Genomic DNA, 13,169 nt, shown 5'->3' on the forward strand with positions numbered 1-13,169 from the left:
TCCGAGCGATAAGCCACTCAGGGCGAGGGCTTCGTCCAGTTGATCGACGTCTTCTCGGTGAGCAGCGTCTGCTCGACCTCGGACCAGTGCTTGCGCGAATCGACCACCTTGTTCGGGTTCTTCACAAGGCCGTCAGCAGCGCCCGGATCGTAGCTGAGATACAGCTTGTCCTCGATGATGCGCCAGGCCTTGGGGTCGATGTTGGTCGTCACCGTACCGAAGGAGACGCCATCGGCGCAGTAGCCGCCATATTGCGGCGCATAGCGAGTGGGTTCCTTGATGAACTGGTCACGGTGCTCGGCGCTGGCGAACTGCCAGGTGGCGCCGAGCCAGCGATAGCTGAATTCTGGCGATCCTTCGACCGCCTTGTTCTCTGTAAAGTAGGCGACCGGATCATAACCCTTGATCGCCACGTCGCCGAAATAGCCGGTGTTGACGGGTTCTTCCGCCAACGCCGGACTGGCGAATGCGAGCAGCACCGCCGTCGCCGCGGTCGCAAATGGTATGGAGTGTCGAGACATGCCATGTCCTCCGTTTCCGGATGTGCTTGTTATTGTCGCTTGGTGCATTCGCCGTAGAGCCAGGCGCCGACGAGGTCGGCCTTCTGGCAGGTGGCTCCAGCCTTCAGCAACAGTTCGGCGGCCGGCCAGTGGGAGCGCCACCCCGCTTGCGTCAGCGGGGTGTAGCCGTTGCGTTCCTTGGCCTCGATGTCGGCCTTATTGGTCAGCAGGAAGGCCACGATCTCGGCGTGGCCCTCTTCGGCTGCCGCATGCAGCGGCGACATCTTGTAGAAGTTGGCGACGTCGTTGACAGCAGCACCCTTGTCGACGAGCAGTTTGACGGTTTCGAGATTACCGCCATAGGCGGCGGCGTGCAGGGCCGTCAGGCCGCCCTTGTTGCGGATCTCGATGTCGCCGCCGCGGTCGATGAGGAGCGCGACAACCTCGGTGCGTCCTTTCAGAGCGGCAATCAACAGCGCCGGCTCGCCGGCCGCATCGGGCTCGGTTATGTCGGTTCCCTGATCGAGCAACTGCTTGACGCGCTCCGTGTCGCCGTCCCGTGCCGCGTCATGCAAAGGGCCGGCCATGGCCACCGCAGCAAAGGACGCCACCGCGACGAATGCTGCCAGGATAGATTTCATCGCGCAACCTCCGCCCCAGCTTCGGTCTTGCCCAATTGGAAAGAGCGAAAATACCACAGGGCGACCGGTGGAAACAGGCGTTACCGTTGCCTGATCCATACTCCTTTTGGGTGGCTGCGATGATGAATGCCTGTCAGGCGGCGACCTGCATCAGGTCGAGCATGCGGTCGATCGCGCTCGGAATGGGCGCGATGATCGGCGTCGGGAACAGCGGCTGGAGCTGTTCGGCCGCCTGGCCGAGCGGGCCGCCACCGATGATGACGGCCTCGGCGCCATCCAATTCAACACACTGACGGACGGCGTCGCCGAGGGCTTCCAGCAGGCGCTCGGGGTGGGCGGAGAGCGCGAGCGGGTCGCCTGACGTGCAGCGGATGCCGGTATACTGGTCCCAGACGCCGAGATCGCGGGCGCGGTCGTCGATCGCCTGGATCAATTCCGGTGTCGTGGTGGCGACGCCGAACTTGCGGCCGCCCTGCGAGGCCTCGATCATCGAGGCCTCGCAGATGCCGATCACGGGGATCGCGAGGCGGCGTTTGAGGGCGGCAAGGCCGGGATCGCCGAAGGCGCTGACGACAATACCGAGGCATCCAGCCTCATGCCTTTCGCCGATCTCGACGACCTCGGCAGCGGCCGCATCCAACTGCTCGGGCGTCACGATCATCGGCGGGTTCCGCATGGCCGTGGCGACTGCCACGGCCATGCGTCCTGATGCAGCCCGGCGTGCGATGGAGACCATCATGTCGCTGGTGGCAAGCGAGCTGTTCGGGTTAATCAGAAGGATATGTGCACTCACGTTCTCAGTTCCGCGCCGACTTTGATTTCAGAAGTGTCAGCCTTTGCGAGGTCGGCATCGGCAGGCTGGGTCAGGTCTTCCATCGACATGCCATAGGTCTCGGGCCCGAGCTGGATGCAGAAGGCGAAGACCGCATACATGCCGGCGGCGAGACCGAAGACCCCGACCATGCCGTAGACGTCGAAGAGCGCGCCGGCGATGGTTGGGATGAAGGAGCCCGCGGCCGAGCCGGTTGCCAGGATCAGCGCCACGCCGAAGGCGCGGATGCGGGTCGGGAAGAGTTCGGGCGCATAGATCCAGATCGAGGTGTTGAGCAAGAGCACGAAGAACTGGAAGATCGCGCCGAACATCAGCACCAGATAGATGTTGGTGCCGAGATAGGCGATCGAGACCGCCGCAAGGCAGGCGAAGACGGCACCCAGGGTCAGCACCCTCTTGCGCGGGAAGTAATAGCCGAACATCGAGGCGGCGATAGCACCGAGCACACTGCCGCTCTGGATGATCATGCTGTAGAGCAGGCTTCCCTGGAGCGTGTAGCCCATGGACACGAAGATGATCGGCATCAAGGTGAGCACCGAGAGCTGGGCGCCGTAGCTCATCAGGATGGCGATGGCGACCGGGACGGTGCGGCCGATGAAGGGCGCGCGGAAGAGTTCCTTCCAGTCGCTCTTGGCCGGTTCTTGGTCCTTGAGGTGGTCCTTGGTCAGATATTCCTGGACCTTGAGGTTGCGCGGGCGCAGCGACCCGGAGGCGAGGATCGAAAGCACCTTATTGGCCTCGTCGATCTTGCCCTGTGATGCCAGGAAACGCGGTGTTTCCGGCACGAAACGGCGATAGAAGACGACAAGCAGGGCCGGCAGAGCAAGCGAGGCGAAAAGCCAGCGCCAGCTGTTTTCACCCGGGAAGAGGGTGAAGATCATCAGGCCGAAGGCAGGTGCCAGGAAGTTGCCGAAACCGCCAGCACCGACATTGACGAGGCCGGCTGCCGTGCCGCGGAATTTTGGCGAGCAGAATTCCGACAGCATCGTGACCGCCGTGGAGATCTCGCCGCCGACCCCGAAGCCGACGATGGCGCGGGCAAAGCAGAGGGTGGCGAAGTTCGGCGCCATGGCGCAGGCGGCCGAACCGATGGTGAAAAGCAGGAGGTTGATGGTCAGCATCACGCGGCGGCCGTAGCGGTCGCCAAGGATACCGGAGAGCAGGCGGCCGATGGCGGCGCTGCCGAAGGTGATGGTGTTGAGGAAGCCGATGTCGGTGCCGGTGAGCCCCCAATGTTCCTTCAGGATCGGGCCGGCGACGCCGATGGTGTTCTGCTCGAAGCTGTCGAACAGGCAGCCGATGAGCACGAGGGCGAGGATCTGCTTGTGGGCGCCGGTGACGCCAATTTTGGTGAAGGCTGATTCCAACTGTCTGATGGCCGGCGATGACCTGCCGGACGGCACCATATTTTCCGCTGCCATGGTTCGTTCCCCTTTATGGCTTAACAACGTGAAAATGTGAAAACTCAGTTTCATGAAATCTACATCATGAAACTGAGGTTTCATAGAAGATTCTGTGATGCACTGCGAAAGGAAGGAGCCCTTCGCTGCATAAAATTCGTGGAATGCAGGTTTCGTGCCATCTCAAGAGAAACCACAGTTTCTCTTTTGCAGTCAGCGGCTTGGAGGCTGGCTGTCGTGTCGCAAGCGAACGAAACTGAGATTTCTTATGTGCAAAAAATAATCTGGCGTTTCAGGCCGCTGCCCAATCTACGCTCACAATTCCTCGAGCGCATCGTTGATGGCTTCGATGCCACGCAGCCGATTTCGACCGGCAGTGCCGGCGATTTCGATGCATCGTGTCGTCAAGAGATGGCAGAGCGCCATGACCGAGACGTGGTTGAAGAGGGGGCCTGGCGCCAGTGTCTGGCAGCGGAAATGCCATTCCGCCTGGTTGAGGAAGGGCACGCCCTCGTCGGTGATGTAGAGCAGCCGCGCGCCGGATTTTTCCAGCTGTCCGAGAATCGGCTCCATGAGGGAGACGCGCCGGCGCAGCCCGAAGAGGATCACGACATCGTCGCGCCCGATGCTGACCAGATGTTCGCCGAGCGTCTGGCCGCCGCCGGGGATGGCGGCGATGTGCTCGACCACCTGGGTCATCTGCCATTGCAGATAGGTGGCGAAGGAATGACTGGCGCGGAAGCCGATGACCCAGACCTTGCGGGCGCCGAGAATGGCGTTTGCCGCCGCCGTCACCTGGGTCTCGGAGATGGCGAGAAAGGTCGCCTCGATGTTGGCCACGCCTTGCGCCACATGTGAGGAGAGCGACTGTTCGCCGCCGCTGTCGGTGGCAGTCGCAAGGAACAGCCGCGAGCCCGTCTGCTTGTCGGCGCGAGCATGACGGCGCGCCTCCTCGTAGTTGTCGTAGCCCAAGCGCTGGATGAAGCGGGAGACGGTCGCCTTCGACACATGCGCCAGCGCCGCCAGCTCCTGGGCCGAGTAGCTCGCGACCTCGCCGGGAAAATCGCAAAGGAAATCCCCCAGCCGCCGCTCGGCCGGATGCAGCTCCGGCAGCACCTGGCGGACGCGCGTGAGGAAGGAGCGTTCTTTGGGGCTCATGTCGATTCCATGAAACTGTCGTTTCACGGCAATCTCTGATTTTCGAGAGGATATTGCAAGCGAGGCGGGCGGGTGCCGCCTCGCTTTCAACTGGGAACGGGGGAAGGTCCTACAGCGCCGCGCGTCTTATCAGACGCGCGAAGGTCGCTGTAGCACTTTGATTTGCTGCATGTCTTCGTCCTTAAATCGAGGTCGATTTAAGGAGACATGCAGTAGCCCCGCCGTCAGTACTTCGACGGCACGTAGAGTTCCGGCGGCAGCACCTTGCGCTCGTAATCCGGGTTGAAGACGCGTTCCGGCAGCGAGATTTCCTCGTGCGGCACCTCCTCGTAGGGGAACTGCGTCAGAAGATGATCGATGCAGTTGAGCCGGGCACGCTTCTTGTCGTTTCCTTCGACGATATGCCAGGGCGCTTCCGGAATGTTGGTGCGGGCGAAGGTCTCTTCCTTGGCCTTGGTATAGCCCTCCCAGCGCACCCGCGATTGCAGGTCCATGGGCGACAGCTTCCACTGCTTCAGCGGATCATGGATGCGCACAAGGAAGCGCATCTGCTGTTCTTCATCGGTGATCGAGAACCAGTACTTGACCAGCCGAATGCCCGAACGCACCAGCATGCGCTCGAATTCAGGGACGTCGTTGAAGAACTGCTCGACCTGATCTTCGGCGGCAAAGCCCATGACCCGCTCGACGCCGGAGCGGTTGTACCAGGAGCGGTCGAAGAGCACGATCTCGCCGCCGGCCGGCAAATGCGGCACGTAGCGCTGGAAATACCATTGCGTCTTTTCACGGTCGGAGGGTGCCGGCAGCGCGACGACGCGCACGACGCGCGGATTGAGCCTCTGGGTGATGCGCTTGATGACGCCGCCCTTGCCGGCGGAGTCACGCCCCTCGAAGATCACCACCACTTTTTCCTTGTGGTAGACCACCCAGTCCTGCAGCTTGATCAGCTCCGACTGCAGCTTCAGCAGCGCGCGGAAGTAATCGATGCGCGGGATCGTCGGCGGGTGGCTCTTGCGATAGATCTTGCGGATCTCCTCAGAGAGCGCCGGTTCTGAAAGCTCGAGTTCGTAGTCTTCGTCGAGCGTGTCGGCCAGTTCCGCTTCCAGCCAGTCCTGCGTCTCGATCTCGTCGTTCGACCTGTTCATCTGACCCTCCGATACGATGTGTCCACCGACAGCTTTGCAAATTCTATCGTTAGTCGGCTTATTTCACAGACGCATGAAAGGAATTTGACGCCGGGCGCTTCTGCGCCCCTGATCGTCCCTATCCCTTCATATACCAGCCCCAGGGTTCGTCGGTGTCGAAGCTGGTGATCTGCTTGGTCTCGAGATAGTTCGAAAGGCCCCAGCGGCCGAGCTCGCGGCCGATGCCCGATTGCTTGTAGCCGCCCCAGGGAGCCTCGGGGAAGGTCGGCTGCGAGCAGTTGATCCAGACGATACCGGCGCGAAAAGCCCGGGCGACGCGTTCGCAACGCTCGCGGTCAGCCGACATGACAGCCGCCGCGAGACCGAAGCGGCTGTCATTGGCCATGCGGATCGCGTCCGCCTCTTCGCGGAACGGCTTGACGCAGACGACTGGGCCGAAGATCTCCTCGCGCCAGACGAAGCTGTCTTCGCGCATGTCGGTCAGCACGGTCGGCTCGAGGAAGTAACCGCTGTTGAGGCCGGCCGGGCGGCCACCGCCTGCAGCGACCGTGGCACCGTCCTGCCGGGCGCGATCGATGGCGCCGATAACCTTGTCGTATTGACCTCTCGAAACGATCGGCCCGAGCAACGTGCCGTCCTCCAGGCCATTGCCGATCTTGATCTTCGCGGCCTCTTCGCAAAGACGGCTGACGACGGTCTCGTAAATCTCCTCCTCGACCAGCACCCGCGAGGTTGCCGAACAAACCTGGCCCTGGTTCCAGAAGATGCCGAACATGATCCATTCGACGGCCTTGTCGATGTCGCTGTCGGCAAAGACGACGAAGGGCGACTTGCCGCCGAGTTCGAGGCTGACATTCTTGATGTCCTGAGCGCCGGCCATCATCACCTTGCGGCCGGTCACGACAGAGCCGGTGAAGGCGAGCTTGTCGATCAGCGGATGCTCGGTGAGCGGCTGGCCGGCATCCTGGCCGGTGCCGGTGAGGATATTGAGCACGCCGGGCGGCAGCCCGACTTCCTCGGCAATGACGCCAAGCTCAAGCGCCGTCAGCGGCGTCAGTTCCGAGGGTTTGAGCACGATGGTGCAGCCGGCGGCAAGCGCCGGTGCTACCTTCCAGGAGACCATCAGCAGCGGATAGTTCCAGGGGGTGATGGCACCGACCACGCCGAGCGGCTCGCGCACGGCGCGTGCGGTGAAGCGGCTGTCGCCGACGGGGATCGTCTCCTCCGGATCGGCGTCCAGTTCCTCGGCGAGGCCGGCATAGAAGCGGAAGCAACCGGCGGCGTCGTCGATGTCCCAGAGCGCCTCAGGCAGCGGCTTGCCGTTGTCGGCGACTTCGAGCCGCGCCAGCGAGTGGCGCTTCTCTTCGATCTTCGCCGCGATCGCCCGGAGATAGACGGCACGCTCAGTGCCTGACAGTTTCGGCCAGGAACCGCTGTCGAAGGCGATGCGGGCGGCCTTTGCGGCCCTGTCCACGTCTTCATAGGTCGCGGCCGGCGCCCGGTGGATGACCTCTTCCGTTGCCGGGTCGACCACGTCGAGCGTGCCGCCGCGCCGCGGTTTTTCCCATTTGCCGCCAATGAACAGCCGATCCTGCATGCCATAACCCCTTTTTAGCCCGGAGCAAGTATGGCCAGACTATGCGAAGCGCGCCAGTCGCAAGTTACGGCTGGCGTTGATCTTTTTGGTTCGGAGACGTCGCTCAGCGGTCGGTAAGCCGCCCGCGCCATGCTTTGAGGCTACCCGCTATCGCGTTGCGTTGGCTAATGCCGGAGCAACATTGGCGATCTGTGTGATCACCATGCCGCCGACGATGAAGAGTAGGCCGGTCAGTCGCGCCGCATTGACCGGCTTTGCGGGGAAACCCATCAGGCCGAAGTGATCGATGAGCAGGGAGACCGCCATCTGGCCGGCGATGACGGCGACGATGAAGCTTGCCGCGCCGAGCTTCGGCGCAAGGAGGAGAGCAGCGGTGATATAGATCACGCCGGCGGCGCCGCCGATCCAGATCCACCACGGACCCTTGAATGCCGTCGCAAGGCTGGGCAACGGCGCCCGCAACGCGATCAGCATCGGCAGGATGAGCGCGAGACTGACGCCGAGCGAGACGACCGTCGCCCAGAGCGGATGGCCGAGGAGGCGGCCAAGGTTGGCATTGGCGCCGGCCTGGAGGGGGACGACGGCGCCGGCGAAGATCGCCGTGGCAAGCATGAGGAGGGAGGAGAGAGTGGGCATTGTTTTTTCCTTCTTGATTGCCTCATCCTCACGCATCGATGGGATGAATGGAAATTCAAATTTCGTACGTGTTACATTCGCCTCATGAATAATCTCGGCGGAATCGACCTGAACTTGTTGGTGGTGCTCGATGCCCTGCTGGCGGAACGCCATGTATCGCGTGCGGCCCTGCGGCTGAACAAGAGCCAGCCGGCGGTCAGTCATGCGCTTGCGCGCTTGCGGGCTCTTTTCGACGATCCCTTGCTCGTCCGCCATGGCGGACAGCTTGAACCGACGGTGCGGGCGCTGGAGATCGCGCCACAGCTTGCCGAGGCCCTGGCGCACATGCGCCAGCTCATGGGGTCTCAGCCGTTCGATCCGGCAATGGAGCGCCATATCTTTCGGCTCGCGATGTCCGACTATGCCGCCCTCGTTCTGCTGCCGCGCTTGATGGCGGTGCTGCGCCGGCAAGCGCCGTACGTCGATCTCATCGTTAGACAGGCGAGCCGTGAAGTGATGATGTCGCAAATTGTCGACGGCGAGATCGATCTGGCGCTCGGGGTGTTTCCGACGCTGACCGAGGATCTGAGGACATCGCTCCTGTTTAAGGAACACTTCGCCTGCCTGGCAGATGGCGCGAGCCTTGGTGGCGAAAAGGCGATGGATCTGACGGCCTATCTGGAGCGGCCGCATATTCTCGTTTCGCTGCGCGGCGACACCGGCAACGAGATCGACCTGGCGCTGGCGGCCGCGGGGCACAAGCGCCGCATCGTGCTGGCGCTGCCCCATTGGAGTGCTGCGCCCGGCCTGGTTCTCGGCACGGACATGGTGCTTACGGTGGCACACCGCATCCTGCCGCGTGATGCTGAGGCCGGGTCACTGACCGTCTTCGATCCGCCCTTCGCCATCCCGCCTTTTTCGTTCCGTCAGATCTGGCATCGGCGGCGCGACGGCGATCCCGCCCACCGCTGGCTCCGGGATCTGATCACCCACATTCTCGCGCCATCGGAGTCGGTTCCGGCCATCGTTTGATCGTGGGAAAATGTGATCCTGAAAATGAAAAGGCCCGGTGCGGCGATGCCGACCGGGCCTTTCTCATAGACTCTGTTTCGCGTCAGTCGTGGCTGACGCCCTGGATCGCCGAAACCTGCCATTCCGCGCCCGGCTTGCGGACGAAGGTCCAGAGCTCGACCGCTTCGGTCAGCTTGTCCGGATCACCGCTGATGACCTTGCCCGTGGCGCGGTCGCGCATCACGTCGATGCTTTCGTAACGCATGGCAACGGTCGCGTAGTCGGTCCCGTTTTCGGACCAGGCCTCGGCCACGTCGCCCTGGACAAGGTGCACGTCGCGCACATCGTTCTTGACGCCGCTCGTCGCGTTGTCGCTCAGCTCTTCGGCGAGGTAGGACATGGCTTCCGGCGTCGTCAGGCGACGCAACGTGCCGTAGTCTTCAGCGGCGTAGGCCGCCTGCACGTCCTTCAGCATCTTTTCGAACTGTTCGAGGTCGGCCTGCTGGACGCCGATTTCGTCAGCCGGGCCGTCGGTGACGGGGGCCGGTGTCGGCGCCGCGGTCGGGCGCGTGTTCGCCTGACCGCCGGACTCGGCGCCACCGATGCTCGGGATCTTGAACGACGGCATACCGTTCGGCTGAGCCGACGACCGCTCGGACGGGCCGGCATAGGCCGTCTGCTGGCGGTTGCGGCCGAAGAAGCGCATGGCAAGCATGATCAGACCGCCGATGAGGAGCATCTGCACGATCAGGCCGAGGAAACCGGCCGCACCGCCGAAGCCGCCGCCCATCAGCATGCCGATCAGACCGCCGACCATGAGGCCGCCGAGCAGCGAGCCGCCAAAGCCGCTGAAGAAGCCCGGACGGGCGTTCGGCTGGGTAGCGTTCGGGCGCGTCTGGCCGGCCGCCGGATTGGTGGCGGTGGGGCTGGCGTCCTGGCGCGGCGTCATCGAGCGGTCGATCGGTGCCGCGTTGGTCGGTGCGGTCCGGGTGACGGGCGGTTGCGAGAAGGTGCGGGTGCCGCGGCTGCCGAAGCCGCCGCCCGAACGCCGCGCTTCGGCGACGTCCACAACTGTCAGCGCGACGGTCAAGCCGATCGCCATCATTGCCAGAGCTCGTCCAAAACGCCCAAATCGCTGCATTGCCATCACAACCCCTAATCTTGCTTGGGCTCAAAACTGAGCCATCAGGGCCCGATATAGGGGTTCAAGGCCCGTGATTTAAGCGTTTCGCGTCGCTTTTCGGACAGTTTACCGTTATCCGCTGCCCCTCTCCGGGCCGAATCCGGCGTCGAATCAGCACCTTCGATCACACTGGATGTCGCATTCGCTGACACAAAACCACCCCGCATTTTCGCTAGCGATTGGCTGCCAGGATCAGGCTTGCCGCCTTTTCGGCGATCATGATCGTCGGCGAATTGGTGTTGCCCGAGGTGATCGTCGGCATGATCGAGGCGTCGGCGATGCGCAACCCCCTGAGGCCGCGAAGGCGCAGTTCAGGATCGACGACGCTTTCAGCGTCAGCGCCCATGCGGCAGGTGCCGACCGGATGAAAGATCGTCGTGCCGATATCGCCAGCGGCGCGCTTCAGGTCGTCCTCCGTCTCGTAGGATGGGCCCGGCTTGAACTCGACCGGGTTGAAGCGGGCGAAGGAAGGCTGTTTGACGATTTGCCGCGTCAGGCGGATGGCGCTGACGGCGACGTTGCGATCGGCCTCTGCGGTCAGGTAGCGCGGCCGGATGTCCGGTGCCGCGGCAAAATCCGGCCCCTTCAGGTGTACCGAGCCTCGGCTTTCCGGACGCAGGTTACAGACGCTGGCGGTGATTGCCGGGAAGGAATGAACAGGCTCGCCGAACTTGTCGAGCGAGACCGGCTGCACGTGATATTGCAGGTCGGGCGTTTCCTTCTCCGGGCCGGACCGGGTGAAGATCCCGAGCTGGCTTGGCGCCATCGCCATGGGACCGGAGCGCCGCAGCAGATATTCCAGCCCGATCGACGCCTTGCCGAAGAGTGAATTGGCCTTTTCGTTGAGCGTCGGCACGCCCGTCACCTTGTAGGCCATGCGCAGCTGCAGATGATCCTGCAAGTTCTCGCCGACACCTGCGCGTTCGTGGCGAAGCTCGATGCCGTTGGCCTGAAGCACGTCACCGCAGCCGATGCCTGAGAGCTCGAGGATATGCGGCGAGCCGATCGCGCCGGCGGAAAGCACGGTCTCACGGGCTGCGCGGGCACGTTTGACCGTGCCATCGTGCTGAAACTCGACGCCGGCGATGCGATCGCCTTCGATGATCAGCTTGCGCACATGCGCTTTGGTCAGAACCGTCAGATTGCCGCGTTTCTGCGCCGGACGAAGAAACGCCTTCGCCGTGTTCCAGCGGATGCCGGAGCGCTGGTTGACGTCGAAATAGCCGGAGCCCTCGTTGCTGCCGCGGTTGAAATCCGGCGTCTCGGGAATGCCGGCTTCGGTGGCGGCTTTCTGGAACGCGTCGAGCACGTCCCAGCGCACGCGGGCCTTTTCCACCCGCCATTCGCCGCCGGCCCCGTGCATATCGTCGGCGCCCTTATAGTGGTCCTCCGACTTCTTGAAGAGCGGCAGCACATCGTCCCAGCCCCAACCGGTGCAGCCGAGCTGACGCCAATGGTCGTAGTCCTGCTCCTGGCCGCGCATGTAGATCATGCCGTTGATCGACGAGCAGCCGCCGAGCACCTTGCCGCGGGGATAGCCGAGCGAGCGGCCGTTGAGGCCCTCTTCGGCGGCCGTCGTAAAGCACCAGTCGGTGCGCGGATTGTTGATGCAGTAGAGATAGCCGACCGGAATGTGGATCCAGTGGTAGTTGTCGCGGCCACCGGCCTCCAGCAAGAGCACGCGATGGCTCAAGTTTTCGGAAAGGCGATTGGCAAGCACGCAGCCGGCGCTACCCGCCCCGACGACGATATAGTCGAACGTGTCCATTGGGTTCTCTTGGTGTTCGGGAACCGCCGCGAAACGGGCGCGTAGGAATGTACGCGGGCTCCTCTGCGCGGATGGCGGTGCCGTTTCGTTCTGTTCATAATTGGCCAGACATGCTCCTCAGATGTCGGCTCCGGTGATTACAATCCGGAAAAAACCGCTTGGATGCAAGCGGCCTGGACCGTAAATTGCGAAACAGGATCTGTTCATTTTCGAACAGATGGGGGTGGCGATGAATCCGAATTTCACCTGGGACGATCTGCAGTTCTTTCTCGCGGTTGCCCGTACCGGACAACTGTCGACGGCGGCCCGACGCTTGAGGACCAGCCATGCCACGGTTTCTCGGCGCATCGACCGGCTGGAGTTCGCGCTCAAGGTCAAGCTGTTCGAGCGCAATCCGCGCGGCTACGTGTTGACCGGCATGGGCCAGCGTTTCATCGAAACCGCCGAGCGCATCGAGCGCGAGACTGAACAATTGCAGCTCGACATCAATGATGGCCTGACGGCGCAGCGCGGCGTCGTCAGGTTGAGCACGCTCGAAGGCTTCGGCAATTTCTTCCTGGCCGATCGGTTGGCGGATTTTGCCGAAAACTATCCGAACGTCTCGCTGGAACTGGTGGCGATCCAGCAGATCATGTCGCTGTCGCGCAAGGAAGCGGATATCCAGGTGGCGCTGACGGCGCCGAAGGCCGGACCTTACCAGTCCGAGGTGCTGACGCCCTATACGCTGCATGTCTATGGCGCGCGCAGCTATCTCTCGAAACATCCGCCGATCACCGGACGCAACGACCTCGCCGCGCACCGCTTCGTCGGGTATATCGAAGACATGATCTTTGCGCCGGGTCTCGATTATCTGGGAGAACTCCAGCCGGGCCTGCATGCTCATTTCCAGAGTTCGAGCATCCTGACGCAGCTAAAGGCTGTGCGGCAGGGGCTGGGACTATGCGTGCTGCCGTACTTCATAGCGCAACAGGAAGAAGACCTGGAGATCGTCCTGCCTGAAGAGATCGAGCTCAAGCGCACCTATTGGTTGGTTTGCCACCGGGATCTGGTCGCGGTGCCGCGGGTAAGGGCGGTGCGCGAATTCCTGATGCAGATCGTTCGGGAACACCGGGCGGATTTCACCCGGGAAACTGGGCCGCTGATGACGGGCATGCGGCGCATATCGCGATCGTAATCCGTGTCGGGTGATGCCGGGATGGGTCTCTTCGTAGCCAAGGGGTGATTTGCGCCGCAAACGCCCGTGTTTTCGCTCCTCGAAATCGACAGAGTTTATCAACAGTCGAAAAACATATTTAGATTCAATGGCTTGTTCTTTTTTG

12 protein-coding genes are annotated in these 13,169 nt (G+C 62.7%); 2 read left to right on the forward strand and 10 right to left on the reverse strand.

Features of this window, described 5'->3' with window-relative positions; all coding sequences use genetic code 11:
* Window positions 1-17: 17 nt before the first annotated feature.
* The 8 genes from AC3WWH_RS31085 to AC3WWH_RS31120 form a co-directional block, all read right to left on the reverse strand.
* The gene (locus tag AC3WWH_RS31085) at window positions 18-521 is read right to left on the reverse strand and encodes a YHS domain-containing (seleno)protein (protein ID WP_058321777.1); all 504 of its coding nucleotides are present in this window, start codon (window positions 519-521) and stop codon (window positions 18-20) included.
* 29 nt (window positions 522-550) lie between these two features.
* Entirely contained in the window at window positions 551-1,141 is a 591-nt protein-coding gene (locus tag AC3WWH_RS31090; RefSeq protein WP_058321778.1) for an ankyrin repeat domain-containing protein, read from the reverse strand.
* A 133-nt stretch (window positions 1,142-1,274) separates the two neighbouring features.
* Window positions 1,275-1,934: an aspartate/glutamate racemase family protein gene (locus AC3WWH_RS31095; RefSeq protein WP_057255072.1), complete on the reverse strand. Its 660-nt coding sequence runs from the start codon at window positions 1,932-1,934 to the stop codon at window positions 1,275-1,277.
* Entirely contained in the window at window positions 1,931-3,394 is a 1,464-nt protein-coding gene (locus tag AC3WWH_RS31100) for an MFS transporter (protein WP_058321779.1), read from the reverse strand. Before AC3WWH_RS31100 ends, AC3WWH_RS31095 begins: the two co-directional genes overlap by 4 nt.
* 294 nt (window positions 3,395-3,688) lie before the next feature.
* Window positions 3,689-4,531: a MurR/RpiR family transcriptional regulator gene (locus AC3WWH_RS31105; RefSeq protein ID WP_057255074.1), complete on the reverse strand. Its 843-nt coding sequence runs from the start codon at window positions 4,529-4,531 to the stop codon at window positions 3,689-3,691.
* Between the two features lie 224 nt (window positions 4,532-4,755).
* Window positions 4,756-5,676, reverse strand: a complete 921-nt coding sequence (gene ppk2 / locus AC3WWH_RS31110) for a polyphosphate kinase 2 (protein WP_057255075.1) — start codon at window positions 5,674-5,676, stop codon at window positions 4,756-4,758.
* Between the two features lie 118 nt (window positions 5,677-5,794).
* The gene (locus tag AC3WWH_RS31115) at window positions 5,795-7,273 is read right to left on the reverse strand and encodes an aldehyde dehydrogenase family protein (protein WP_058321780.1); all 1,479 of its coding nucleotides are present in this window, start codon (window positions 7,271-7,273) and stop codon (window positions 5,795-5,797) included.
* Window positions 7,274-7,420: 147 nt separating this feature from the next.
* Entirely contained in the window at window positions 7,421-7,909 is a 489-nt protein-coding gene (locus AC3WWH_RS31120) for a DMT family transporter (protein ID WP_057255111.1), read from the reverse strand.
* 84 nt (window positions 7,910-7,993) lie between these two features.
* Here AC3WWH_RS31120 and AC3WWH_RS31125 point away from each other — a divergent pair, with 84 nt between their 5' ends.
* Window positions 7,994-8,920, forward strand: a complete 927-nt coding sequence (locus AC3WWH_RS31125; protein WP_058321781.1) for a LysR family transcriptional regulator — start codon at window positions 7,994-7,996, stop codon at window positions 8,918-8,920.
* An 82-nt stretch (window positions 8,921-9,002) separates the two neighbouring features.
* On the opposite strand, the gene AC3WWH_RS31130 is transcribed toward AC3WWH_RS31125, so the two are convergent.
* Entirely contained in the window at window positions 9,003-10,001 is a 999-nt protein-coding gene (locus AC3WWH_RS31130) for a Tim44 domain-containing protein (protein ID WP_373419846.1), read from the reverse strand.
* A 253-nt stretch (window positions 10,002-10,254) separates the two neighbouring features.
* Window positions 10,255-11,850 carry a GMC family oxidoreductase gene (locus tag AC3WWH_RS31135; RefSeq protein ID WP_058321783.1) on the reverse strand — a complete coding sequence of 532 codons (1,596 nt, stop codon included), beginning with the start codon at window positions 11,848-11,850 and terminating at the stop codon, window positions 10,255-10,257.
* Window positions 11,851-12,079: 229 nt separating this feature from the next.
* On the opposite strand from AC3WWH_RS31135, the gene AC3WWH_RS31140 reads away from it, so the two are divergent.
* On the forward strand, window positions 12,080-13,024 hold the full coding sequence (locus tag AC3WWH_RS31140; RefSeq protein WP_058321808.1) for a LysR family transcriptional regulator: 945 nt from the start codon (window positions 12,080-12,082) through the stop codon (window positions 13,022-13,024).
* Window positions 13,025-13,169 lie beyond the last annotated feature (145 nt).

The organism is Ensifer sp. EB106-03-01-XG145 (assembly GCF_058792075.1).

Excerpts from the sequence above, each read along its gene's own strand:
- AC3WWH_RS31085 (WP_058321777.1), bottom strand. The coding sequence starts at position 521 with ATGTCTCGACACTCCATACCATTTGCGACCGCGGCGACGGCGGTGCTG.
- AC3WWH_RS31090 (WP_058321778.1), bottom strand. The coding sequence starts at position 1,141 with ATGAAATCTATCCTGGCAGCATTCGTCGCGGTGGCGTCCTTTGCTGCG.
- AC3WWH_RS31100 (WP_058321779.1), bottom strand. The coding sequence starts at position 3,394 with ATGGCAGCGGAAAATATGGTGCCGTCCGGCAGGTCATCGCCGGCCATC.
- AC3WWH_RS31105 (WP_057255074.1), bottom strand. The coding sequence starts at position 4,531 with ATGAGCCCCAAAGAACGCTCCTTCCTCACGCGCGTCCGCCAGGTGCTG.
- ppk2 (WP_057255075.1), bottom strand. The coding sequence starts at position 5,676 with ATGAACAGGTCGAACGACGAGATCGAGACGCAGGACTGGCTGGAAGCG.
- AC3WWH_RS31115 (WP_058321780.1), bottom strand. The coding sequence starts at position 7,273 with ATGCAGGATCGGCTGTTCATTGGCGGCAAATGGGAAAAACCGCGGCGC.
- AC3WWH_RS31120 (WP_057255111.1), bottom strand. The coding sequence starts at position 7,909 with ATGCCCACTCTCTCCTCCCTCCTCATGCTTGCCACGGCGATCTTCGCC.
- AC3WWH_RS31125 (WP_058321781.1), top strand. The coding sequence starts at position 7,994 with ATGAATAATCTCGGCGGAATCGACCTGAACTTGTTGGTGGTGCTCGAT.
- AC3WWH_RS31130 (WP_373419846.1), bottom strand. The coding sequence starts at position 10,001 with ATGGCGATCGGCTTGACCGTCGCGCTGACAGTTGTGGACGTCGCCGAA.
- AC3WWH_RS31135 (WP_058321783.1), bottom strand. The coding sequence starts at position 11,850 with ATGGACACGTTCGACTATATCGTCGTCGGGGCGGGTAGCGCCGGCTGC.
- AC3WWH_RS31140 (WP_058321808.1), top strand. The coding sequence starts at position 12,080 with ATGAATCCGAATTTCACCTGGGACGATCTGCAGTTCTTTCTCGCGGTT.